Source organism: Litorerythrobacter xanthomarinus, from assembly GCF_046254955.1.
Classification (GTDB): domain Bacteria; phylum Pseudomonadota; class Alphaproteobacteria; order Sphingomonadales; family Sphingomonadaceae; genus Qipengyuania_C.
On sequence record NZ_JBJXRG010000001.1, the window covers coordinates 1293947 to 1317058 of the forward strand.

The following is a 23112-nucleotide window of genomic DNA, read 5'->3' on the forward strand; positions in this document are numbered from 1 at the left end:
GATCGCGGGGAGTTTCTCCGCAAATCGGAAGTCGTAACTGCGACCGATCTTCTCGCATCGTCATTTGGATTGATACAATGCTTTTCAGCGAAGACTAGCTGGGCCCTCGGTCATTCTCGCCCCCGCCGAGCGCTTGCCAAAGGATAATACGCGCTCTTTGTGCGCGTCCCAGCGCCGCAGCAGCGCGTTCGCCGCTGGCATCGGCAGCGCGCCTCGCCTCCAGGACAGTCAGGAAATCGGTCAGACCGGCTCGGTAGCGCGTATCGGCGAGCCGCGCGGCCCGCTCAAGCTGGTCGCGCTCGATCGCGGCTGCTGCAGCCTCAGCATCAGCTGCGGCAACGAGGCCATAGCCCGCTTCCGCATCGCCCAGCGCTGTGAAGACCGCGCCGCGATAGGCTGCGAATGCGGCGCGCTTTTCAGCGGCTGCCGCATCGATCCCGGCTTCAATCCTGCCGAAATCTAGCAGAGGTGCGGCTAGGCTTCCTCCGCCGCTATAAATGAAGGAATCGCTGTCGAAGAGGCTGCCCAGATCGAAGGCAAGCAGGCCAAGCACTCCGGAAAGGGTCAGCCGCGGAAAGCGTTGCCGAGCAGCGCTTGCAAGTTCAGCGTCGGCTGCGGCGAGATTTGCTGCGGCTGCCAAGACATCGGGCCGGTTGGTTAGCAAGGTCGAAGGAACTGCACGCGGCGCTTCGGGGAGCGACGCTTGTGGCGGCGAGAGCGCGAGCGCCGCAAGCACTTCGGACCCAGGCTGAGCGGTTAACGTCACTAGGCGGCCGGCCAGACGATTGCGCTCGCTTGCAAGCGCTGCGCGCCTGCTGCGCGATCCCGCTGCTGCCGCTTCGGCGCGGACACGGTCGAATCCCGGCGCGATGCCTGCCTCTTCGCGCGCGCCGGCAAGCGAAGCCAGACGTTCGGCCGCTTCGAGATCCTGCGTCAGGCTCGCCATGCGGGCATCAAGCGTGCGCCAATCGATAACCGTCGATGCAATTTCGGCCAATAGGGCGTTGCGCACAGCAACAGCATTTGCGCTCGCAGCGTTCACCCGTGCCATGGCTGCGCGCTCCCGCGCGCGCAGGACGCCGAACAAATCCGGATCCCAACTCGCGGTGAGGTTCGCGCCGTAGGAGGTCTGCTCTGCATCGAAGGAGACGCCCTCGGGAAGATTGCTCCCGAACTGCGCAGGATTGGTACGCGTTGCTCGAACCGATGCGTCCGCCCCGATATTCGGCAGCCTCTCGGCACCGGCCCTATCTGCTCCTGCACGGGCGACATCGATGCGGGCTAGCGCTTCGGCGAGCGTAGGAGCGTCGGCCAATGCTGCTACAGTGAGCGCCGCAAATGCGGGATCATCTTGTGGGAGCAGCGCTGCAAGACTGCCCTGATCCGCCACGTCGGTAGCGAAAAAGAACTCTGTCGGCAGCTCAGGGACCGGCGTAGCAATCTTCGGCGGCGGCCCAGCCACGCAGGCGCCAAGCGCCAATGCCGATACGAGCGGCAGGATGGGTTTGGCCCTCATTACGCGCCAGCCCGCTCTGAAGAGCCATTTCGCGCCGGGATGAATGCATCGACCTGTTGTCCGACCCGAAAGATGTCCCGCGCTTCCGGCGGCAGCTCGTAAATGAGTTGCAGTACGCGCACATCGACTCTTTCGGCAGCCGAATTCGTGAGCGATCGTTTCGGCACCACCAGCGGTTCGGCGCGCACAAAGCGTGCTCTGACTTTCCGATCTGCAGCACCGCGCGGCGACACATAAGCCTCGGCACCTTGCTTGACCCTGCTTGCCTCATCCTCGTCAATATCGATGCGAATGTGCAGCGGGCGGGTTTCGCCCATGCGGATAAACGGCTCAGATGAACCGCCCATCGTACTGACGAATTCGCCGGGGCGGATATTGACGGCCAGGATTTCGCCGCTGATCGGCGCGCGGACGGTTAGCCGCCCGAGTTCGGTACGCGCGCTTGCCGCCTGCGCCTGGGCAACCGCGAGACGCGCCCGTGCCAGATCGAAGCGACTGGCTGCGCCGCTGGCATCACCTTCCGCCCGGATAACCTCGGCGCGGCTCACCGCGGCGGGATCATCGATCTGGCGATAGAGATCCAGTTGCCGGCCCGCAGTGTCGCGCGCAGTCTGCGCTTCGCGGATCGACGCCCTCGCCTCCGCAATGGCCGCATTGGCTTCGCGCAGGCGTGATTGGGCCGCACGTTGGTCCACAACGAAGAGCGACTCTCCCTTTTCAACAAAATCACCCGGCATGACACGCAGTTCGGTGATCAGGCCCGACAAAGCCGTGCCGATGTCGATGATTTCGCTGGACGGCTCGACCACACCCGCCCCTGCGACCCGCGCGGCATCGGCCAACTCACCCGTTGCGCTCGGTGGTTGCTGGTCGGGCTCGGATAGCTCGCGGTCGGGCAATCCCGCGACAATGAAATATATCGCGATAATCAGGCCCACGACCGCAATGATCGGCAGGACCTTGCGCGAGAAGCTCAGGTTTTCGGGGAGAAGGGCCATAATCGTGTTCCTGGCTGGTGCCTGTTTAGTGTCCATCAGGCATTTCAGTGCCGTCATGGGTAATCCGGCCATCCTCAAGGACGAGGATGCGGTCGGCGAGATCGAAAATCCGGTTGTCGTGGGTGACGATGATGCAGGCGCGGTCCTTGGCCACCGCGACTTCGCGCAGCAGGTCCATCACGCGCCGCCCGGAGCTCGCATCGAGGGCAGCGGTGGGTTCATCGCAAACGACGAGGCGCGGTTCGTGAACGAGCGCACGCGCAATAGCGACGCGCTGTTGCTGGCCGCCCGATAGCTGATTGGGCAGCTTGTCTGACTGGTCGCCGATATTGAGCGCTTCCAGCATTGCGCAAGCGCGGTCGCGCGCTTCGAGCCGATCCATCCCCCGGGCGATCAATGGGACGGCGGCATTGGAAGCCGCATCGATGGAGGGAATAAGATTGTACTGCTGGAAAATGAAGCCGATGTTCTGCAAGCGGAAATTGACCAGTTCGGAATCTGACAGAGCGTAAATATCCGTCCCGAATACCCGTACCTCACCCTCGGTGGGCCACAGGATGCCGCACATGATCGAGATCAAGGTGGTCTTGCCAGAACCGCTTTCGCCCACGACATATGTCATCTCGCCCGGATGGATGTCGGTGTCGATATCATGAAGGACGCGGATGGTCGTCTGACCGGTCTCGAAATCGCGCGAGATACCGCGCGCGCAAATCGCCGCTTCGGGCGCGCAGCCGCCAATTGCGGTGGTGTCCATCTGAGTAGCCATTACCTGAACACCGCTGCCGGTTCGGTATTGAGCACGCTGCGCAGCGCAATCCACCCTGTAATGACGAGGATTACGATGACCGCTACGAGGCTGACGATCGGGATTGCCCAGGGGACATAGAAGCCCTTGAAAAAGGGCCCTTCGCCAAACCCGAATATAAATACGACGGTGCCGATTACACCAAGGCAATAGCCGATCGAGCCGACCAGCGCGGCTTGCGCCGCAACCATCCGGATAATCCGCGAATTTGTCACGCCGATTGCCTTGAGCGCGCCGAACTGTTTGATGTTGTCGCGAATGAACAAGCTGAATGTCAGGCCCACAATCGCCACGCCGACGACGAAGCCAAGCACGACCGTCGTCCCGAAATTGACCGGAATTCCGGTATTCTCGATAATGAAGTTGACCCCGGCACGAGCAAAGTCCTCGCGAACTTCGGCTTTGTATCCGGTCTGTGATTCAATGCGTCCGGCAACTACTTCAGGTATAACTCCGTCGCTGACTCCGGCCAGCACGAACGTCATCCGGTTACGGGTCCCCGGGACATAATTCAGTGCCTGGCTATACTTGGTGTAAAGCGTAGCCTGGCTGGTGAAACTGGGAATGGTATCGGCAACCCCGCGAATGACTGCGCGTTGATCGTTGAGTTCGAGTCGCTCGCCAATCGGATCAGCCTCGGGCCCGAACATGTTATAAGCGCCGCCATCATCGATGATGACGCTGTCAGGCTGGGACAGTACTTCGGGCGAACCGGCATACATGCGCTTGGGCAATCCGATCAGAGTAGCGTCGTCGACGCCGATGATTGCAACGCCTTCCAGATCGCCTGTCCGGGTGCGGACCGAAGCGTTGGCGCGCAGGTGCGGGACTGCCCATGCGACACCTGGGACGGAGCGCACTTGGTCGAGCGCGGTTGATGGCATCGCGTAGCTCACATCGCTTGTCCGGCTGACCGGGTCCATCACCCAGATTTCGGCGCTTGGTTCGTTGTAGACACCGCTCGCGCCGCGTTCGATCAGGTTGATGAAGATCGTGAGCTGCTGAGTGATCAGCAGGGTGGAAAAGGCGATACCAAACAGCAGCCCATAGAACTTCTGCTTGTCGCCGGTCAGCATTCGGATTGCGATCCAGAGCATGGGTGGAGAGGAGCCTTGCTTTGGTGTAGGCCTTGCGTTTGCTATTCGCGCGGCCCATTAGTGAACGGGAGCGTTTAATTGAACGGGGGCGTTCATTTTGTCAAGCGGTGATGGAATCGCTGAAGAAAACAAGGAGTTGGCACACGGCTCTCGGCGCGGCCGGCCGGTCGATGCCGACAAGCGCGATTCCATCCTTGAGGCGGCGACCGATTCTTTCTTCGAGAACGGCTTCGCGGCCACCTCAATCGAGCAGGTCGCTGCCTTGGCAGGCGTATCCAAGGTCACGGTCTACAATCACTTCGGAGACAAGCGGGGGCTCTTCACCGAGTCGGTCGATGCCCAGTGCGCGAAAATGCGCGGACACTTTACTTTGGCCGAGATGCCGCATGGCACACTGCGTGAGCGGTTGCTGGCGATTGGCGAAGCGGTTGACGCTTTCCTGTCGCGTCCGGAAATGGTGCAGTTCGAGCGGCGAATCGCTGCCGAAACCGAACACGACCCGCAAATCGGCGAGGCATTCCTGAACGCCGGGCCCTACCGGATGAAGACCGCATTTGCCGCATTTCTTCAGGCGCTGGATGCAGCTGGAGAAGTCAAAGTGGGGGATACGACGCTGGCAGCCGAGCAATTCGTTTCGATGTGCAAGGGAATGGGAGATCTTGAACGGCGCTTCGGCCGGCCCAACGATCCCAAGCGCAATCGCGAGCGCATCGAGGGCGCGGTCGACGTGTTCCTCCATTTCTACGCGAGGTAGGGATTTCTTGGCCATCATCGGTATCGTCCCGATTGTTGGCGGATCTCGGAAGCCCCAAATTCATCAGCTAGCGGGACGAGCCGAGTGGAGGGAACTGGCGCTAGAAACTGAGAGAACCTTGTCTGTTCACAGCAAGCCAATTTTGAGTCTTTATGCCTACGGAACTGACAGAGTTGCATCCAATCCGCCTGCGCCGTTCTCAACTTTTTCGCATAGTCAGTATTGCCAGAGAGCCGCGCGTCATCGGTACCCGGCACGCAGCGTCAACGCGTCGGCAGAAGGAGGTTCTGTTGGCGCGCCTCGCGGATTGAGTCCCGCAGGAGCTGTGCCGCAGGTGACAGGCTCGCGGCTTCCAGCATGGACGTTTCGATGTCCGGCAATGCGGGCAATATGGCAGGGTCGAGGACAACAAGGTCGGGCGGCACCATTTCAAGCGGCAGAGGTGCAATCCCCAACCCGGCGCGCAGCGCGGCAAGGTTGCCTGCCAGCGAACCGCTACTGAAGGCGATCCGCCAGCCGCGCCCTTGCTGGTCGAGCAGCTTTGTAGCGAGGTCGCGCAGGACGCAAGGGCGAGGCGCGCAGACCAGCGACACCTGTTCTTCTGGGTTCGGTATCATCGCATCTTTCGCGGTGACCCAAGCCAAATCCTCGTGCAGCACGGTCTCTCCCTCTCCGGCACCAGGTCGCCGCTTGAACAGGACCAAATCAAGTTCGCCGGCATCGAACCGCTCCAGGATAGGCAAGGTCAGTTCGCAGGTTACCTCAAGCGAAATGCGCGGGTGGGCGCGGACGAATTCGGCCAGAAGCCCGGGCAAGTGCGTCGAGGCGAAGTCTTCGGGTACACCAAGCCTCACGGCGCCTGCAATTTCCGGGAGAGCTGCGCTCGCCGCCAGCTCCCTGTGCATCGCCAGAAGCTGACGCGCGCGGTCGATCAACCGCTCTCCCGCCGGGGTTAGTCCAACCTGCCGCGTTCGCCTGTCGAGCAATTGGACGCCGAGTTGGTCCTCAAGTCGTTTCACCTGGAGCGATACCGCCGACTGCCCCCGGCCGAGCCGCTGAGATGCCGCAGTAAAACCGCCGCAATCCGCCACGGTGACAAATGCTCGCAGGCAAGAGGGATCGAGATCGGCTGTAGGCACTATTGATAATCTTAATAGATTTCGTTCCAATTATCAATTTCCATAAATCCGCCGTGCTCACTAGATCGGCTGCAACAGCAATCAGGAGCATTTCTCATGGCCACAATTCCCGCAGTTTTCGAGCAGCCGTCGCCGTCTTCCCCATCTTTACCTGCGCTTGTCCCGACCATAGCGATCGCTCATGGTGATGGGATCGGCCCGGAGATCATGGATGCCGCGCTGCGCGTCCTCGAAGACGCCGGAGCGGAATTCCAGGCTGTGCCGATTTCGGTTGGCGAGGAGGTCTATCGCGCCGGGTATTCCTCGGGCATTTCCGACGAGGCGTGGGACGTGCTTGCCGACGCCGATGCCTTGTTCAAGGGGCCCATCACCACTCCGTTGGGTTCTGGCTACAAGAGCTTGAACGTCACCCTTCGCAAGACGCTCGGCCTATTTGCCAATGTCCGGCCTTGCCGCTCGCTTGCACCTTCGGTCTCCACGCTCCACCCCGAGCTCGACATCGTGATCGTGCGCGAGAACGAAGAGGATCTCTACGCAGGCATTGAACATCGCCAGACGCACGATGTGTACCAATGCCTGAAACTGGTGAGCCGGCCGGGATGCGAGCGCATTGTGCGCCACGCTTTCGAATACGCAAAGGCGAACGGACGCAAGAAGGTTACCTGCTTCACCAAGAGCAACATCATGAAGCTCACCGATGGGCTCTTCCAGCAGGTGTTCACCGAGATCGGCGAAGAATATCCCGAGATCGAGCAGGATCACATGATCATCGATATCGCCTCGGCGCGACTGGCAGCTCGGCCGCAAGACTTTGACGTGATCGTGACCAGCAATCTGTATGGCGATATTGTTTCCGACATCGCCGCCGAGCTGACCGGATCGGTCGGGCTGGGCGCGTCTGCCAATATCGGCGAACGGTTGTCCATGTTCGAGGCAATCCACGGTTCGGCCCCCGATATCGCGGGCAATGGTATCGCCAATCCATCAGGCCTGATCCTGGCCGGCGTTATGATGCTGACGCACCTCGGGCAGGGCAAGACCGCTGCGCGCATTCATAATGCCTGGCTGCGCACAATCGAGGATGGCCTGCATCCGGGCGATATCTATCGCGAAGGTTCATCGAAGGAGCGTCTGGGCACGGAAGCTTTCGCCGACGCGGTCATCGAGCGGCTGGGAAGCAAGCCGCAGACTTTCACTCCGGTGGATTACGAAGACGTGGCGCCGATCCCGGACCGGGCACAAGAGACTCCGGCTCCGCGGAATCGCGCACAGCGAAAACTAGAAGGCATTGATGTCTTCGTCATGAGCGAAGCTGACCCTGAAACGCTAGCCCGTGACTTGCAGGTAGCGACGGCAGGGCTGATACCGCTTCAGATGATCACCAATCGCGGCGTCAAGGTATGGCCCAAAGGCAATCCCGCGACATTCTGCACCGATCACTGGCGCTGCCGTTTCCAGCCGCAAGGGCATCTTTCGCTCAACAAGCCGATGATCGTCGAAATTCAGCGCAGGCTTGCGGCTGCGGGCATCGATTTCATCAAGACCGAACAACTTTACAGCTTCGATGGTGAAGCGGGCTATTCACTCGGGCAAGGTCAATAGACTCAGGTGGCAGTGCCAGCCTGGCGGCCGAAGGCTAGGCTGGCTTTTCTGCCGAACACCAGAAGGTTTGTGAGCAAGGCCACCACTACCGACGAGAAAAGCACGAACAGCATCACATCGATATAATGCACCCAGGGCAGGCCGATCGTCGCATACCAGCTCACCCCGCCGAAGTTCTCCGGCACGTATAGGTAGAAGGTATGGAACGCGTAGATCGAAAAGCCCCATACTAGGCCGGCAACGGCCGCCCGCGCATCCATGTTGCGGAACATCAGCGCCGAGATAAATGCCGAAAGGATCGGCATGGAGAGCAGGCCATTGAGTTCCTGCAGCAGGTTGATGATGCTCTCTGCCCCGGCGTAGATCGGAACCAGCGCGATGGAGACCAGCATGGCGAGTATGCCGACGATGCGGTTGAGGCGCTTCACGTCGACCTTGGGGTTGATGAAGCGGCGATGGAAGTCCACCGACCAAAGCGTGATCGTGGCGTTCATCACTGCAGAATAGGTCGTCAGTACAGCCGCCGCGATCATCGCGGCAAACATGCCGCTGGTCCAGCTGGGCAGCACTTCGCCGACGACCATCGCGTAGGCCCGGTCGTCGACATCGCCGAACAGCTTGAAAGCGACGATGCCTGGTATGACCACGATCGGCGGCACGATCAGCACGCGGATGATGGCCGCTGCAATCACGCCCTTTTGCGCTTCCTTCACATTGGGTGCGGCGAGCGCCTTCTGCGTGATGTTCTGGTTGGTCGACCAGTAGAAAATCTGGATAAAGAGCATGCCGGTGAACAGCGTGTGGAACGGAATCGGGCTATCGAGCGAGCCAATCATCGTGAGGCGCTCTTCGGGCACACCTGTCGTGATATCCCAGCCGACCGCTTGCATGGCTAGGAATACGACGACCAAAGCGAGCGCCAGTATGCCGACTCCGGCGTAGGTATCGAGCACGGCCACCGCGCGCAGCCCGCCAAGGATCGCATAGGCTGCGCCCACCGCCGCAAAGATCGCGGCAATAGCAGTAACCGATGCCTCGACCCCGAACAGCGTCTGCATGAAGAGCGCGCCCGAGTAGATCACTGCTGGTAGGTAGATCGCGAAATTGCCGAACAGGAACAGGCCAGAGATGACGGTGCGGATGCTTGCCCCGCTATAGCGCTTCTCGAGCAGCTGGGTGATCGTGGTGCATTCGTTGCGATAGTAGATCGGCACAAACACAAAGGCGAGCAGCATCAGGCCGATAAATCCGGCCAGTTCCCACCAGGCAAGCAGCATCATCTGGTTGCCGTTCATCCCGACAAGCTGGTCGGTCGAGAGGTTGGTGAGGGTGATCGCGCCCGCAACGAAGAACCATGACAGGCCTCCGCCTGCGAGGAAGATCTCCCGGTCTGCCGAAGCGTGGCTGGCGGCGCGCGCAGCAGCGACCTTGCGCCATGTCAGCACAGCCAGGATGACCATCAAGGCCAGGAAAACTGCGACCTGGACGAAATTGATCACTCGCTTACCCTCCCAGCAACCTTATTGACTAAAAGTTGAATAAGGGCAACCATTGACGATCACCGTGTCGGGCAACACAGTTTGGCCCTTCAAACTTACAACATGCTGTCCGGCAAGCAGTAGGCGAAGGGAAGTGATGCAGTCCAGCAATCATAACGGCCACCTTTCGCTGCGGGCGGGTGGCGCGCTGATCGTGGTGAAAGCTGCAACCGGCGAGCGCCTGCAGGTTCTTTATGGGGGTCCCGACCTGCCGGGCGCCTCAGCGGAAGAGCTGGAAGAACTGGCCGAGCGCCAGCATGCCCCGGGTGGGCCCGAGCAGCCGATTGCACCCTCATGGCTCAACTGCATCGGCACGGGGAATCCCTCGCCGCCCGGGCTTCTCGCGCATTGCGCCGGTAATCACTGGGCACTCGATCCGCGCGTCACAGAGGTCTTCGAGCGCGAAGACCTCTACCGTATCACGACCGTGGATGAACCGACCGGTTTGACACTGCACCACATTATCAACCGGACAGGCGACAGCGGGGTGATCCAGTTCGTGACAATGATCGAGAATGCGGGCGAAGAACCGCTCTCGCTCGAATGGTGCGCTGCCGTCTGCCTGCCGCTTGATCCTCGTCTGACGCGCTTGACGAGTTTTACGGGCAAGTGGGCCGGCGAATTTCAGACCAAGCAGGTGGACCTGATCCGCGGCTCGTTCCTGCGCGAAAACCGCAAGGGGCGGACCAGCCATGATAGCTATCCGGGTTTCTATTTGGGCGAGCCGACGACGAGCGAAACGCATGGCCTCGCCGCCGCCTTCCATCTCGGCTGGAGCGGAAATCACCGGATGCGAGTCGATCGGCTATCTGATGACGCCATCTCGCTGCAGGCGGGCGAGTTGCTCCTGCCCGGCGAGATTGTGCTTGAACCAGGTGAGCAATACTTGACGCCGCCGCTGTTCGCATGCTGGTCAAACACTGGGTACGGCGATGTTACCCGTCGCCTGCACCGCTTCGTGCGCGATGACCTGCTCAAGGGCGATCCGGCGCGCCCGGTCCATTTCAACACCTGGGAAGCGGTCTACTTCGATCATTCGCCCGAAAAGCTGTTTGCCCTGGCCGAGCAAGCCGCCGAAGTCGGCGCGGAGCGTTTTGTGCTCGACGATGGCTGGTTCGTTGCGCGCCGGAGCGACCGTGCCGGGCTGGGCGACTGGCATGTTTGCGAAGATGTGTTTCCCGAAGGTCTCAAACCGCTTGCCGATCACGTCCGCAGCCTCGGCATGGAATTCGGGCTTTGGTTCGAACCGGAAATGGTCAATCCGGACAGTGATCTCTATCGCGCGCATCCTGATTGGCTGCTGCAAGTTGAAGGGGTCGAGCCGATTGCATCGCGTCATCAGCTGCCACTCGACCTGACACGGACGGAAGTGAGCGATTACCTGTTCGAGCGGATCTTCTGCCTCGTTCGCGAGCTCGGTATCGCGTACATCAAATGGGACATGAACCGCGATATTCAGCATCCCGGCGGCGGCGATGGGCGCGCGGTGATGCATGAGCAGGTTATTGCAGTTTCGGCTCTCATCAATCGCATTCGCTCGGAGTGTCCCGAGCTAGAGATCGAAAGCTGTTCGTCGGGCGGCGCGCGCGCCGATTACAACATGCTTGAGCGCACCGGGCGCATATGGCCCAGCGACAATAACGATGCCCGTTTGCGCCATGCGATCATGCGCGGCGCGTCGCATTTCCTGCCGCTCGAAGTGCTCGGCAATCATGTCGGACCGAAAAAATGCCACATCACCGGGCGGCGCTTCGACATGCATTTTCGCGCCGGCACGGCAGTGTTCGGCCATATGGGGATCGAGCTCGATCTTGATCGGGAGAGCGAGGCCGATCGCGAGGTGCTCAAGAACGCGATTGCGCTGCACAAGCAGCATCGCGCGCTGATCCACGCAGGCGAATATCATCGGCTGGAAACGGCGGAGCATCTATCGGGGATTTTGGTCGTGAACGCCGATAAGTCTGAAGCGCTGGTTCAAATCGCGGTGCTCGACCAGCATCCGTCCCCGCATCCTCCCATACTGTATTTCGAGGGGCTTGATCCCGGCCGGCGCTATCGTGTTTGCATGATCTGGCCGGAATTCCTGGAGCGCGAATGCGGCAGCTTTGCCGGATCCGCGCTGATCGGCTACGGCTTGCGCTTGCCGCAAACGCATCCCGATACCTGTCTGATCTATCACCTGGAAGCAGTCACTTGAGCCAAGACGACATGTTCGATTTGCTGGTGATCGGCGGCGGCATCAACGGCGCAGGAATTGCGCGCGATGCGGCCGGGCGGGGTGCGAAAGTCATCCTTGTCGAGAAGGATGACCTTGCCGCGCACACCTCGTCGGCTAGCACCAAGCTGGTGCACGGCGGGTTGCGCTACCTCGAACACTATGAATTTCGGCTAGTGCGCGAGAGCCTTATCGAACGCGAACGATTACTTGGCATCGCTCCTCACATCATCTGGCCGCTGCGCTTCGTGCTGCCGCATGACAAGGGGTTGCGACCCATGTGGATGCTGCGGCTGGGTCTGTTCCTTTACGACCATATCGGCGGGCGCAAGCTACTGCCGCCGACACGATCGGTCGACCTGCGACAGGCTCCTCATGGAGAAGTGCTGGAAGAGCGCCTCGTTAAAGGCTTCGAGTATTCCGATTGCTGGGTCGAGGATGCGCGCCTCGTAGTGCTCAACTGCATGGACGCGAAAGAGCACGGCGCGGAAATTCTCACGCGAACCGAATGCGTCGGGCTTCAGCGGCAGTCGGATCATTGGGTCGCGACACTGCGTAGCACGAGCGGCGAACGGCAAATCAAAGCTCGCAAAGTAGTGAATGCAGCAGGCCCATGGGTCGACGAGATCCTGCGTGACGCGATGCCGGGGCAAGCGCACCAGAACCTGCGGCTCGTCAAGGGAAGCCATCTGGTCTTCCCGCGCCTCGTTGCCGGTGACCATGCCTACATCTTCCAGAACCGCGACAACCGGATCGTGTTTGCGATTCCATACGAGCGCGATTTCACACTGGTGGGCACCACCGATGTGTTGTTCGAGGATGATCCGAACACCGTCGAAATCTCGGCGGAAGAAGAGCATTACATCTGCGATGCGATCAACGAGTACCTGGCCAAGGATGTCACGCCCAATGATGCGGTGTGGTCTTACGCCGGAGTGCGCCCCCTCTATGACGACAAGTCCGCCAACAACTCGACCGTGACCCGCGATTATGTCTTCGAGCTGGATGATGCGGATGGCAAACCGGCAATCCTGTCGATCTTCGGCGGGAAAATCACAACCTACCGCAAGCTTGCCGAACATGCGGCGGCGAAACTTGGCGGACTTGATGGACAGGCATGGACCGGCGATGCGGCGCTGCCCGGAGGGGACTTCGCGGTGGACGGCTTCGAGCAATTGGTCGCCGATCTCGCAGATCGAAATCCGTGGGCGCGCCACATCCTCCCGCGTTTGTGCCGCGCCTATGGCACGCGGGCAGAGATGCTGCTGGGCACGGCAGCCTCGCTTGCCGATCTCGGCGAGCAATTCGGGCCGGACCTGTTTGAGCGGGAACTGGAATATCTATTAGAAGAAGAATTCGCGACAAACGCAGAAGACGTGTTGTGGCGGCGCAGCAAGCTGGGCCTGCACCTCGATCAAAGCCAGCGCGCTAGAGTGGCCGAATGGTTTGCGCAGCGGAGAGAAACTGGATGAGCGCGATCGGGCCTGAACTCCGCGCGATCGGCGGTGAGCCAGTCTTCCGGCGAGACTTCCCTAAAGCAGATGGCCGCATGCTCCGACTGTATGGGCGCAGCTTGCACAATCTCGATCCGATGACGCAGACCAGCGAGGACTTGCCCAAGGGCGGCGAGCTGCGACACCATCCATTGCGCGAAGAATGGCATGTTTACGCCGCGCATCGCCAAAACCGTACCTTCAAGCCGTCTGCAGCCGATGATCCGCTGGCGGCGACCGTGCCCGGTGGGCCGGAAACGGAGATCCCGTTCTCCGATTTCGAGGTGGCGATCTTCGATAACAAGTTCGCCGCCTTTCATCCGCAAGCCGAGGACGCTGCGAGCATCTCTGGTATCGAAATCGAGCCTGCGCGCGGCGCCTGCGAAGTGGTGGTCTACGGACCCGAGGCCGAAGGAAGCCTCTATTCGATCGGCGCTGATCGTCGCCAGGTTTATCTTTCGGCGATGCTCGATCGCTACCAGTCGCTGTTTTCGCAGGGTTGTCGCTACGTGATGCCGTTTGAAAACCGCGGCGATGAGGTGGGCGTGACGCTCCACCATCCGCACGGACAGATCTACGGTTTCCAGCGCATTCCGCGGGTCGAGCAGAGAGCTGTTGATGCTTTCGCCAATGGCTATGATCTGGCGTCAGAGATCGCGCAGGCGATGCCGGATTACGGGATCGGGGAAGACGGCGGCATTGCTGCATTCGTTCCTCGCTTTGCCCGCTTCCCCTATGAAGTCTGGCTCGCGCCGCGGGTGAGGCGCAAGGGGCTCTGGGACTGCGGCGATGAAGAGCTGGAGGCGCTAGCGTATTGGCTGGGTGAGGTAACGCGGCGCTATGACGCGCTGTTTGAGGGGCCCGCTGCGACAATGATGGCGTTCCACGCGGCGCCGGACGGCGGTGCACCGGGTTATCACTTAACCGTGCAATTTTACCCGCTTCTGCGCGCTCCGGGCCGGGTGAAGTACCTTGCCTCGGTCGAGCAGCACAGCGGTGTGTTCACAGTTGATGTAATGCCTGAAAGTGCCGCTCTGGCAATGCGGGATTTGTAAAATGCCGGGTACGGGGAAGGCGCCTGGCCGTGTCAATCTGATCGGCGAGCATATCGATTACAATGGCGGCATGGTGTTGCCATCGGCGCTCGCGTGCGGACTACAAGTTACGCTGGAACCGCGCCCCGATCGGCAGATCGAGATCAAGGCGAACGATTATGGCGACTTTGCCCATCGCTCGCTTGACGATGCGGAAAACGGGCACTGGTCGGATACTGCAGTGGGTGCGATCAAGGAGGCGGCGACGCTGGGATTGCTGCGCGCGGGCGCGGAGTTGACGATCCATTCCAGCATTCCGCAAGGATCAGGCCTTTCATCCTCCGCCGCGCTGATTGTGGCGATACTCAAAGCGGCGCGTGACCTTGCGGGCGTTGGACCGGATGACGTGGAATTGGCGATCGCCGCTCGGCGCGTCGAGAACGAATTCATGGGTGTGCCTTGCGGGATCATGGACCAGATGGCGGTGGCGCTGGCCAGCCCCGGCACAGCCATGGCGCTCGATACCAAAAGCTTGGAGTACCGGCTGGTCGAACTGCCTTCGGACCACGACATGGTGGTGATCCATTCGGGCCTCACTCGCAAACTGACCGATGGCCGCTACGCAGAGCGCAAGGCCGAATGCGATGCCGCCAAGGCGTATTTCGACACCGACGATTTGTGCCACCTTGCCTTGGATCAGGTTGAAGATGCAGACCTGCCGGAGGCAGTGAAGCGGCGGGCGCGGCATTGTGTTACCGAACATGCGCGCGTCTTGGCGGCGGTCGATGCGCTCGAGGGCGCGGACACGACTCTATTCGGAGCCTTGATGGCGCAGAGCCACCTGTCGATGCGCGACGATTTCGAAGTCTCGCTCCCCGCAATAGACCGGCTGGTCGATTGCGCGATCGAACTGGGCGCGGTGGGTGCACGGCTTACCGGAGGCGGCTTCGGCGGTTGCATCGTCGCCTGCGTGGGCAGGGACAAGCGGGAAGCGTGGCAGGCCGAATTGCTTGCTCGCCACACAGACGCGCGCTTTATCGACGCCGTTTCCGGGTAGCTTTTAGTCGCTCGGAAGCTCGGCGATCATTGCCAGCACTTGCTCGGCATGTTCGGCGCGGCAAATGAGCAGGTCGGGCATGTAAGTATCGGCCTGGTTGTAGACGAGCGGTGAGCCGTCGATCCGCGAGCAATGCAGGCCGTGCGCCTTGGCCACAGCAACAGGGGCGCAGCTATCCCATTCGAACTGGCCACCCGAGTGAAGGTAGATGTCGGCTTCGCCGCGCACCACGGCCATTGCCTTGGCCCCGGCGCTACCCATCGGGATGAGCTCCGCGCCCAGCTTTTCGGCCACCGCGACGGCTTCCCTGGCCGGACGGGTGCGGCTGACGACCATGCGCAGGACTTCGGGCGCAGGCGGGACGACTCCGGGTTGATCGGTGCGCAGCACCTGACCCAGACCGGGGAGGGCCACCGCGCCAATCTGCGGCTCGCCATCCACCGCCAGCGCGACATGCACCGCCCAATCGGCCCGCTCCTCGCCATATTCGCGGGTGCCGTCGACCGGATCGACAATCCACACGCGCTCCTTGTGCAGGCGAGCGAGGCTGTCCTTCTCTTCTTCGGAGAGCAATCCGTCATCGGGCCGCGCCTTGCGCAATTCGGCCACTAGGAAACGATTGGCTTCCTCGTCGCCCGCCTTGCCCAGCGCTTTGCCTTCGAACTGGCCGCTGTCCCGAACATCGAGAAGTATACGCCCGGCTTCCTCGGCAAGCTTTGCTGCGAGATCGGTGTCAGTCATGAGGTCATCCATCACTTGAGCGGCAGGATCTGATTGATGATGTATTCGGCGGCTTCTTCCGGCGTCATCTCGGCCGTATTGACCGTTATCTCGGGTTCTTCTGGCGGCTCATAGGGGCTGTCGATCCCGGTGAAGTTCTTCAACTTGCCCTCGCGCGCTTTCTTGTAGAGACCTTTGACGTCGCGTTCCTCGGCCACTTCGAGCGGTGTATCGACGAAGATCTCGACGAATTCGTGATCCTCCAGCATGTCGCGAACCATCTGCCGTTCGGCGCGGAACGGGCTGATGAAGGCTGTGAGCACGATCAGCCCGGCGTCGGTCATCAAGCGCGCGACTTCGCCGATTCGGCGGATATTCTCGATCCGGTCGGCCTCTGTGAAGCCCAGATCCTTGTTGAGACCGTGGCGGACATTGTCGCCATCGAGCAAGAAGGTGTGACGATTCATGAGCGCCAGCTTCTTCTCGACTTCGTTGGCGATGGTCGACTTGCCCGAGCCAGATAGCCCGGTGAACCACAGCACACGCGGGGTCTGGTTCTTCATGCTCGCATGATGCTCGCGGCTGATATCGGTCGCCTGCCAGTGCACGTTTTGCGAACGGCGCAGGCTGAAATTGAGCATGCCCGCAGCGACCGTGGCATTGGTTACCTTGTCGATCAGGATAAACCCGCCCAGCGCACGGCTGTCGGCATAAGGTTCGAACACCAGCGGCTTGTCGGTGATGACTTCGGCGACGCCAATCTCGTTCAGCGAAAGCGTCTTCGCAGCCATTTGGTCGAGCGTATTGACGTCGACTTCATACTTGGGCTGCTGGACCGTCGCTGAAACGGTTTGCGTGCCAAGCTTGAGCCAGTATCCGCGCCCCACGCTCAGGTCTTCGTCATTGAGCCACACCAATGTGGCTTCGAACTGGTCGGCGACTTGCGGCGGCTCGTCGGCCAAAGCGATCACGTCGCCGCGCGAACAGTCGATTTCGTCTGCGAGCGTGAGCGTGACCGACTGGCCTGCGCCCGCCTCTTCGAGTTCTCCCGAGAATTCGACGATAGATTTCACGCTTGTTGTCTTGCCCGAGGGTAAGACGCGCACGGGATCCCCAGGCTCGATCATCCCGCCGGTGATCAATCCGGCAAAGCCGCGAAAATCGAGATTGGGGCGGTTGACCCATTGCACCGGCATGCGGAACGGCTTTTCGCGATCAATGACCGAGCGCACTTCGACGCTTTCGAGGTGATCGACCAGCGATGGCCCGGAATACCACGGGGTATTCTCGCTTGGCGCGCTGGTGATGTTGTCGCCCTTGAAGCCCGAGATCGGCAGGGCGGTGAAGCTCTCGATCCCGATTTCCACGGCAAATGCGGTGTAGTCCGCCACGATATCGTCGAACACATTCTCGTCGTAGTCGACGAGGTCCATCTTGTTCACCGCCAAGACGATGTTGCGTATGCCCAGTAGGTGGCAAAGGTAGGAGTGCCGGCGCGTCTGGACGAGCACACCCTTGCGCGCATCGACAAGGATCACAGCAAGGTCAGCGGTCGATGCGCCCGTTACCATGTTGCGCGTATATTGCTCGTGACCGGGGCAATCGGCGACGATGAACTTGCGTTTTTCCGTGTTGAAGAAACGGTAAGCGACATCGATCGTGATGCCCTGTTCTCGCTCGGCAGCAAGACCGTCGACTAGGAGCGCAAAGTCGATTTCCTGGCCTTGTGTGCCAACCCGCTTGCTGTCGCTTTCGAGCGCTGCGAGCTGGTCTTCGAAGATCATCTTGGAATCGTAGAGCAGCCGTCCGATCAGCGTGCTCTTGCCGTCATCCACGCTCCCGCAGGTGATGAAGCGCAGCATTGTCTTATGCTGGTGCTGGTCGAGATAGGCGTCGATGTCTTCCGCGATCAGCGCTTCGGTCTGGTAAGTCGCATCGGCCATCAGAAGTAGCCCTCCTGCTTCTTCTTCTCCATTCCGGCACCGCCTTCATCCTTATCGATGACGCGGCCCTGTCGCTCGCTTGTCGAGGTCAGCAGGGTTTCCTGCACCACTTCAGCCAGTGTCGAGGCTTTGCTCTCGACCGCTCCGGTCAGCGGGAAGCATCCAAGCGTGCGGAATCGGACCGAGCGATTGATGATATCGGGCTTCTTGCCGAGTACCTTTACGAGGCGATCGACGTCATCGGCCATGAACAGCTCGCCTTCCCAGATGTAAGTCGGACGCTCCGCCGCGAAGTAGAGCGGGACGATCTCGATTTCCTCGCGCATTATATATTGCCAGATGTCGAGCTCGGTCCAGTTCGAGAGCGGGAAGATGCGGATGCTTTCGCCCTTGCGCTTGCGTGCATTGTAGAGGTTCCAAAGTTCTGGCCGCTGGTTCTTCGGGTCCCAGCCATGGCTGGCAGTGCGGAACGAGAAAACACGCTCCTTGGCGCGACTCTTTTCCTCGTCCCGGCGCGCACCGCCGAATGCGGCATCGAAACCGTAGTGGTCGAGCGCCTGCTTGAGTCCCTGCGTCTTCCACATATCGGTATGGAGCGGTCCGTGATCGAACGGATTGATGCCGCGTTCCTGCGCCTCTTCGTTGCGCCAAATGAGCAGTTCCATCCCGGTTTTTTCGGGAACTGAATCGCGCAGCTTGTACATTTCCTGGAACTTCCAGGTGGTGTCGACATGAAGCAGCGGGAACGGCGGCGGGGCAGGGTGGAACGCCTTGCGCGCCAGGTGCAACATCACCGCGCTGTCCTTGCCGACGGAATAGAGCATCACCGGCTTTTCAGCCTCGGCGACAACTTCGCGCATGATGTGGATCGCTTCGGATTCGAGGCGCTCGAGATGGGTTAAGGCGGTCATTTCATTCCCGAATTGCTTGGCGCGCGGCATATAGCCGGAAAATTTGCTTTCATCTCCCATATGGGAGGTATATTGAGAAGCCCATGCGGTTTCCGACGCTTGGAGAGACAGAGCTACTTGTCCCCCTGCATGGCGGGCTTTTCGAGCAGCCAATGTGGCAGACGTTTCTTTCGCGGCTGCGCAGTGCGACGGGGGCGGAAAGCGCGCTGATCCTTCTCGAAGGTGCAGGTGACCGGATCGTGCTGGAATCGGGCGAAGCGAGGGCCAGCGGCATTGAGCGCTGGCTCGATCCCCAGCCGAGCCTGCGCGAAGGAAGGGTCTATTCCGGCGAAGAACTTGGCGCCAATGCCGCCGGAACTTTTCGGCTGATGCGCACGCGCCGAAGCGAAGGCATTTCCGCCACGTTGGCCCTTGCGGATGGCGACTTCGACGCATCGGTCTCCAGCCTGCTCACCTTGCTCCTGCCACATCTGGAAGTTGCACTGCGAACCTTTGCCGAGATCGAACGCGAGAAGGCCCGCAGCGCGGTGAGCGAAGGCGTTGCCAGCCGGATGAACTTTGGCTGGATTACGCTCGACCAGCGAGGCCGTATCGTTGATTGCAATCCTGCTGCCGAACGAACGTTACAGGTTTCAGGACTTCTCGCCCGCGGAGCCTATGACCGCCTTGTGCCCAGTTCGGCAATGCTCGACCGGGAGTTGTCCGCGATCGTGCGGGAATGCTCAGGCAATCCGGACGTGCGACCTCGCGCGCTCAATCTCAGTCATGACCCCTGGATCGAATTGCTGGTCTCACCGGTGCGGTTCGAAGGGCTTGGCGCAGGCGGGCAGGCGGTGGCAGTGGTCTATCTGCGAGGAGATCGCAGCTCGCAAGCTGACCGGCGCGAGCAGCTGGTGGATCTGTTTCAACTCACGCCGGGCGAAGCGCGGGTCGCCTGGTCGATGGCGCAGGGTCTCTCGATAGCGGAGGCCGCTGAAGAGCATGGCCTGACCATCGAGACCGCGCGGTTCTATTCCAAGAAGATCTACGCCAAGACCGGTGCGCGCGGGCAATCCGATCTCGTTCGCAACATCCTCACCAGTGTGCTGGCGCTTGCTTGATCGTCAGGGCTTAGTCCTGCTTGCTGTCGAGCCAGCGCGCGAGTGCCACGCCGCCGGTAATGAGGAACGGTACCAGCACGATCGATAGCGTAACCTTTGCGATCACTTGTCCGATCAGCAGGTTGGTGATGTCGAATTCACCGTAGAATGCGAGTGTGATGAAAATCACCGAGTCCACTGCCTGGCTCAGCGCTGAGGCAATCGCGCCGCGCACCATTAGGCCGATGGTTCCGCTCTGTCCGCTTCCAGCCAGTTTGGAAAAGATCCAGACATTGAGCAGCAAGGATGTAATGTAAGCTGCGGGTCCGGCCATAAGTATCCGGGGTGTCTGGCCCAAGACGGTTTCGAAAGCAGCCAGATCACTGGCGCGAAACTCCACCATCTCCGGCGAAGGTGGCAGACCCAGGACCAGGAAAATCAGCGCGGCGGAGAGCGCCAGCGGGATGAACCCGATCCAGATCAGCCGGTTGGCAAGCTTCTGTCCATAAAGCTGAGCAATCGTCGATGTGATTACGACCAGAAGGAGGAAGGGGAATATCCCGGCCTCGACCGCCAGCTGGCTCGGCCAAAGTTGCACCTGCTTGAATGCAACAACGCCAGCGAGCACTGTCATCCCGCCATAAAGCACGATGTAGATGAACAATGCGCGTGGGATGGCCGCTGCGGCATTCGTTAGGGAATGCCCGGGGGCGGCGGATAACTGCTCTTCGCTCATGCGCGGATGGTTATGGGCAATGAGATCAAAAAGGAAGCCGGAGATTTCCACATGGACCGCGCCATCGCCGGGCGCGTCTGGCATTTGCTTGCCAATGTTACTAACCCCGCAGCTTCCTAACATGCGGGGCCAGGCTTGATGTCACCGATTCTTTCCAGCCTTCTGGGCATTCTTGCAATTCTCCTGATCGCATTCCTGCTGTCGAATGGGAAGAAGCGTATCAAGCTGCGGGTGGTAGGTGCGGCATTCGCTCTCCAGGCCCTGATGGCCCTGCTGGTGTTGCGGACGCCATGGGGCGTCATTGCGATCGAGACTTTGTCTAATGGCGTGATTGCCTTGCTCGACTACTCCAAAATCGGGATCGAGGCGGTGTTCGGTTCGATGGATAGCAATCCCTTTGCGAATACCTTTGTGATTGCCGCCCTGCCGGTGATCATCTTCTTCGCCGCCTTGGTGGCGATCCTCTACCACTGGGGGATCATGCAGCGTCTCGTGCGCTGGGTTGGCGGGGCGATCGGTTGGATTACCGGGATCAGCAAGGTCGAAGCGCTGGGTAGCGCCGCCAATATCTTTGTCGGCCAATCCGAAAGCCCGCTGGTCGTGCGGCCCTATCTGGCAGCACTTCCTCCGGCGCGGTTGTTTACTCTGATGTGCGTAGGCATGGCCGGCGTCGCAGGCACAATCCTTGCCGCCTATGCTAGCTTTATCGGTTCCGAAGCGGTCCCGTTCCTGCTTGCCGCGGCATTCATGTCGGCACCGGGCGGGATATTGATGGCCAAGATCATCTATCCCGATGAGGTTGGCGATGATGCCGAGGACGAGCAGCCTATTACCGTCTCGGAAACTTTCGAGGAAGGACACGTCCCCGCCAATGTGATCGAGGCGGCCGCACAAGGCACGCAGACGGGCGTGAAACTCGCGGTGGCCGTGGGCGCGATGGTGCTGGTGTTTGTGGCTCTAGTCGCACTGGCCAATGGCTTGCTGGGCGGTGTCGGGGGATGGTTCGGCTATCCTGAGCTTTCGTTCCAGCAAATACTAGGATGGATCTTCGCCCCGGTGATGTTCCTGATCGGCATTCCTTGGCAGGATGCGGGTCTCGCCGGCGGTCTTTTTGGGACCAAAATCGTCCTCAACGAATTCGTAGCGTTCATCGAACTCGGTGCGCTCGAAGCCGGAGTAATCTCCGATCGCAGCCGCGCGATCATCACTTTTGCCCTGTGCGGCTTTGCCAATTTCTCCTCAATCGCGATCCAGATGGCGGTGACCGGAGGGCTGGCGCCGAACCAGCGCCCGGTGATCGCACGGCTTGGCCTGCGCGCGCTGGCGGCAGGGTCGCTTGCCAATTTGATGAGCGCGGCGCTTGCCGGGCTGTTCCTCCCTTACTAAGTTTCAAGACATGAACGAGATTGCAACCGTATCGTTGGCGCGGCCGCTCGAAGACGTGGCCGATGAATTGGGCCGCAGCTTTTCCGAATTTGGCTTCGCGGTCATTCGCGACCATGGCATCCCGCAGGAGTTGATCGACAAGGCGGAAGAACTTTCGAAGCGGTTTTTCGAGCTTCCGGCCGACGTCAAACAGGCCTATCATATTCCCGGCGGCGGCGGCGCGCGGGGTTACACGCCTTTCGGCACCGAAAAGGCCAAGGACGCAAAAGTCCATGACCTCAAGGAATTTTGGCATGTTGGGCGCAGCCTTCCGCCGGGCCATGAATTGGCCGAGTATATGGCGGACAATGTCTGGCCGGCCGAGATTTCCGAATTTCGTGAGACCTTCGAAGCGCTTTACGCGGCATTCGAGAAAGCCGGCGGGCGCGTGCTGGAAGGCATCGCCATACATCTCGGGCTTGATCGCGGCTTTTTTGCACCAACTGTCGAAGACGGTAATTCGGTGATGCGCTTGTTGCACTATCCACCGCTTGAGGGGGAAGAGGCACAGGGCGCGATCCGCGCGGCGGCGCATGGCGATATCAATACCATCACGCTCTTGCTCGGAGCAGAAGAAGCCGGGCTGGAGCTGCTGACCAAGCAGGGCGAATGGCTGGCCATCGATCCGCCCGAAGGATCGCTGGTGGTCAACGTCGGCGACATGCTTGACCGGCAGACCAACGGAAAGCTGCGCTCGACAACGCACCGGGTCGTCAATCCTGTTGGCGAAGCTGCTTACCGTGCGCGCTATTCAATGCCGTTCTTCCTGCACTTCCGGCCGGATTACGTGATTGATACCTTGCCCTCTTGTATCGACCCAGAGCATCCCGAAGATGCGCCCGAATCGATCTCGAGCCACGAGTTCCTTTTGCAGCGCTTGCGCGAGATCAATCTCGCCTGACGCGCTGTACAACTGACATCTGTGAAAGTTTCTCCTGGTTGTTGCATTGCAGCAACACTTATTTGTTCTTTAGAAACAGGGATATAGGCACGATCCAGCTAATGTGGATAAGTCCTCGCCCGGTTGTCACGCGCCCGTAACAAAAG

Annotated in this window: 19 protein-coding genes; 9 read left to right on the plus strand and 10 right to left on the minus strand. The window is 60.4% G+C overall.

All coding sequences use genetic code 11. From position 1 onward, the window contains the following. Positions 1 to 94: 94 nt before the first annotated feature. The 4 genes from ACEWMW_RS06560 to ACEWMW_RS06575 are packed head-to-tail and all read right to left on the minus strand — an operon-like array spanning position 95 to position 4419. Positions 95 to 1516, minus strand: coding sequence for an efflux transporter outer membrane subunit (locus tag ACEWMW_RS06560; RefSeq protein WP_409413091.1), 1422 nt, complete (start codon positions 1514 to 1516; stop codon positions 95 to 97). Further along, the gene (locus ACEWMW_RS06565; RefSeq protein ID WP_409413092.1) at positions 1516 to 2514 is read right to left on the minus strand and encodes an HlyD family secretion protein; all 999 of its coding nucleotides are present in this window, start codon (positions 2512 to 2514) and stop codon (positions 1516 to 1518) included. Before ACEWMW_RS06565 ends, ACEWMW_RS06560 begins: the two co-directional genes overlap by 1 nt. Positions 2515 to 2539: 25 nt before the next feature. Then, positions 2540 to 3283 (minus strand): ABC transporter ATP-binding protein, encoded by a 744-nt coding sequence (locus ACEWMW_RS06570; RefSeq protein WP_409413093.1) that lies wholly within the window; start codon positions 3281 to 3283, stop codon positions 2540 to 2542. After that, a complete protein-coding gene (locus tag ACEWMW_RS06575) occupies positions 3283 to 4419 on the minus strand; it encodes an ABC transporter permease (RefSeq protein WP_409413094.1) in 1137 nt (378 codons plus the stop codon). The genes ACEWMW_RS06570 and ACEWMW_RS06575 overlap by 1 nt, the downstream gene beginning before the upstream one ends. 97 nt (positions 4420 to 4516) lie before the next feature. Here ACEWMW_RS06575 and ACEWMW_RS06580 point away from each other — a divergent pair, with 97 nt between their 5' ends. Continuing rightward, positions 4517 to 5173 carry a TetR/AcrR family transcriptional regulator gene (locus ACEWMW_RS06580; protein WP_409413095.1) on the plus strand — a complete coding sequence of 219 codons (657 nt, stop codon included), beginning with the start codon at positions 4517 to 4519 and terminating at the stop codon, positions 5171 to 5173. A 263-nt stretch (positions 5174 to 5436) separates the two neighbouring features. On the opposite strand, the gene ACEWMW_RS06585 is transcribed toward ACEWMW_RS06580, so the two are convergent. Continuing rightward, the gene (locus ACEWMW_RS06585; protein ID WP_409413096.1) at positions 5437 to 6312 is read right to left on the minus strand and encodes a LysR substrate-binding domain-containing protein; all 876 of its coding nucleotides are present in this window, start codon (positions 6310 to 6312) and stop codon (positions 5437 to 5439) included. 96 nt (positions 6313 to 6408) lie between these two features. Here ACEWMW_RS06585 and ACEWMW_RS06590 point away from each other — a divergent pair, with 96 nt between their 5' ends. Then, the gene (locus tag ACEWMW_RS06590) at positions 6409 to 7914 is read left to right on the plus strand and encodes an NADP-dependent isocitrate dehydrogenase (protein WP_409413097.1); all 1506 of its coding nucleotides are present in this window, start codon (positions 6409 to 6411) and stop codon (positions 7912 to 7914) included. 2 nt (positions 7915 to 7916) lie between these two features. On the opposite strand, the gene ACEWMW_RS06595 is transcribed toward ACEWMW_RS06590, so the two are convergent. Then, positions 7917 to 9413 carry an SLC5 family protein gene (locus ACEWMW_RS06595; protein ID WP_409413098.1) on the minus strand — a complete coding sequence of 499 codons (1497 nt, stop codon included), beginning with the start codon at positions 9411 to 9413 and terminating at the stop codon, positions 7917 to 7919. A gap of 136 nt (positions 9414 to 9549) precedes the next feature. On the opposite strand from ACEWMW_RS06595, the gene ACEWMW_RS06600 reads away from it, so the two are divergent. The 4 genes from ACEWMW_RS06600 to galK are packed head-to-tail and all read left to right on the plus strand — an operon-like array spanning position 9550 to position 15251. Beyond that, positions 9550 to 11649 carry an alpha-galactosidase gene (locus tag ACEWMW_RS06600; protein ID WP_409413099.1) on the plus strand — a complete coding sequence of 700 codons (2100 nt, stop codon included), beginning with the start codon at positions 9550 to 9552 and terminating at the stop codon, positions 11647 to 11649. 11 nt (positions 11650 to 11660) lie between these two features. Further along, positions 11661 to 13139, plus strand: a complete 1479-nt coding sequence (gene glpD / locus ACEWMW_RS06605; RefSeq protein WP_409413616.1) for a glycerol-3-phosphate dehydrogenase — start codon at positions 11661 to 11663, stop codon at positions 13137 to 13139. Further along, positions 13136 to 14215: a galactose-1-phosphate uridylyltransferase gene (locus tag ACEWMW_RS06610; RefSeq protein ID WP_409413100.1), complete on the plus strand. Its 1080-nt coding sequence runs from the start codon at positions 13136 to 13138 to the stop codon at positions 14213 to 14215. Before glpD ends, ACEWMW_RS06610 begins: the two co-directional genes overlap by 4 nt. Before the next feature lies 1 nt (position 14216). Further along, a complete protein-coding gene (gene galK / locus ACEWMW_RS06615; protein ID WP_409413101.1) occupies positions 14217 to 15251 on the plus strand; it encodes a galactokinase in 1035 nt (344 codons plus the stop codon). A 3-nt stretch (positions 15252 to 15254) separates the two neighbouring features. Here the strand turns inward: galK and ACEWMW_RS06620 are convergent, their stop codons facing one another. From ACEWMW_RS06620 to cysD, 3 genes are read right to left on the minus strand one after another with little or no spacing between them, the layout of a single operon-like run. After that, positions 15255 to 15992, minus strand: a complete 738-nt coding sequence (locus ACEWMW_RS06620) for a 3'(2'),5'-bisphosphate nucleotidase CysQ (RefSeq protein ID WP_409413102.1) — start codon at positions 15990 to 15992, stop codon at positions 15255 to 15257. Positions 15993 to 16003: 11 nt separating this feature from the next. Next, positions 16004 to 17914, minus strand: coding sequence for a sulfate adenylyltransferase subunit CysN (cysN, locus tag ACEWMW_RS06625; protein WP_409413103.1), 1911 nt, complete (start codon positions 17912 to 17914; stop codon positions 16004 to 16006). After that, positions 17914 to 18825: a sulfate adenylyltransferase subunit CysD gene (gene cysD, locus ACEWMW_RS06630; RefSeq protein WP_409413104.1), complete on the minus strand. Its 912-nt coding sequence runs from the start codon at positions 18823 to 18825 to the stop codon at positions 17914 to 17916. Before cysD ends, cysN begins: the two co-directional genes overlap by 1 nt. Before the next feature lie 152 nt (positions 18826 to 18977). Between cysD and ACEWMW_RS06635 the strand changes: the two genes are divergently transcribed. Next, complete coding sequence (locus ACEWMW_RS06635) at positions 18978 to 19925, plus strand: helix-turn-helix transcriptional regulator (RefSeq protein WP_409413105.1); 948 nt, start codon at positions 18978 to 18980, stop codon at positions 19923 to 19925. Between the two features lie 10 nt (positions 19926 to 19935). Here ACEWMW_RS06635 and ACEWMW_RS06640 read toward each other — a convergent pair whose 3' ends face one another. Then, positions 19936 to 20640 carry a queuosine precursor transporter gene (locus ACEWMW_RS06640; protein WP_409413617.1) on the minus strand — a complete coding sequence of 235 codons (705 nt, stop codon included), beginning with the start codon at positions 20638 to 20640 and terminating at the stop codon, positions 19936 to 19938. Positions 20641 to 20778: 138 nt separating this feature from the next. Here ACEWMW_RS06640 and ACEWMW_RS06645 point away from each other — a divergent pair, with 138 nt between their 5' ends. Both ACEWMW_RS06645 and ACEWMW_RS06650 read left to right on the plus strand, forming a co-directional pair. Continuing rightward, positions 20779 to 22026 carry a NupC/NupG family nucleoside CNT transporter gene (locus tag ACEWMW_RS06645; protein ID WP_409413106.1) on the plus strand — a complete coding sequence of 416 codons (1248 nt, stop codon included), beginning with the start codon at positions 20779 to 20781 and terminating at the stop codon, positions 22024 to 22026. A 10-nt stretch (positions 22027 to 22036) separates the two neighbouring features. Beyond that, complete coding sequence (locus tag ACEWMW_RS06650) at positions 22037 to 22966, plus strand: isopenicillin N synthase family dioxygenase (protein ID WP_409413107.1); 930 nt, start codon at positions 22037 to 22039, stop codon at positions 22964 to 22966. Positions 22967 to 23112 lie beyond the last annotated feature (146 nt).

Bases quoted from the DNA above. Each gene is read 5' to 3' on its own strand.
- ACEWMW_RS06560 (WP_409413091.1), bottom strand. From the start codon at position 1,516: ATGAGGGCCAAACCCATCCTGCCGCTCGTATCGGCATTGGCGCTTGGC.
- ACEWMW_RS06565 (WP_409413092.1), bottom strand. From the start codon at position 2,514: ATGGCCCTTCTCCCCGAAAACCTGAGCTTCTCGCGCAAGGTCCTGCCG.
- ACEWMW_RS06570 (WP_409413093.1), bottom strand. From the start codon at position 3,283: ATGGCTACTCAGATGGACACCACCGCAATTGGCGGCTGCGCGCCCGAA.
- ACEWMW_RS06575 (WP_409413094.1), bottom strand. From the start codon at position 4,419: ATGCTCTGGATCGCAATCCGAATGCTGACCGGCGACAAGCAGAAGTTC.
- ACEWMW_RS06590 (WP_409413097.1), top strand. From the start codon at position 6,409: ATGGCCACAATTCCCGCAGTTTTCGAGCAGCCGTCGCCGTCTTCCCCA.
- ACEWMW_RS06600 (WP_409413099.1), top strand. From the start codon at position 9,550: ATGCAGTCCAGCAATCATAACGGCCACCTTTCGCTGCGGGCGGGTGGC.
- glpD (WP_409413616.1), top strand. From the start codon at position 11,661: ATGTTCGATTTGCTGGTGATCGGCGGCGGCATCAACGGCGCAGGAATT.
- ACEWMW_RS06610 (WP_409413100.1), top strand. From the start codon at position 13,136: ATGAGCGCGATCGGGCCTGAACTCCGCGCGATCGGCGGTGAGCCAGTC.
- galK (WP_409413101.1), top strand. From the start codon at position 14,217: ATGCCGGGTACGGGGAAGGCGCCTGGCCGTGTCAATCTGATCGGCGAG.
- ACEWMW_RS06620 (WP_409413102.1), bottom strand. From the start codon at position 15,992: ATGACTGACACCGATCTCGCAGCAAAGCTTGCCGAGGAAGCCGGGCGT.
- cysN (WP_409413103.1), bottom strand. From the start codon at position 17,914: ATGGCCGATGCGACTTACCAGACCGAAGCGCTGATCGCGGAAGACATC.
- cysD (WP_409413104.1), bottom strand. From the start codon at position 18,825: ATGACCGCCTTAACCCATCTCGAGCGCCTCGAATCCGAAGCGATCCAC.
- ACEWMW_RS06635 (WP_409413105.1), top strand. From the start codon at position 18,978: ATGTGGCAGACGTTTCTTTCGCGGCTGCGCAGTGCGACGGGGGCGGAA.
- ACEWMW_RS06640 (WP_409413617.1), bottom strand. From the start codon at position 20,640: ATGAGCGAAGAGCAGTTATCCGCCGCCCCCGGGCATTCCCTAACGAAT.
- ACEWMW_RS06645 (WP_409413106.1), top strand. From the start codon at position 20,779: ATGTCACCGATTCTTTCCAGCCTTCTGGGCATTCTTGCAATTCTCCTG.
- ACEWMW_RS06650 (WP_409413107.1), top strand. From the start codon at position 22,037: ATGAACGAGATTGCAACCGTATCGTTGGCGCGGCCGCTCGAAGACGTG.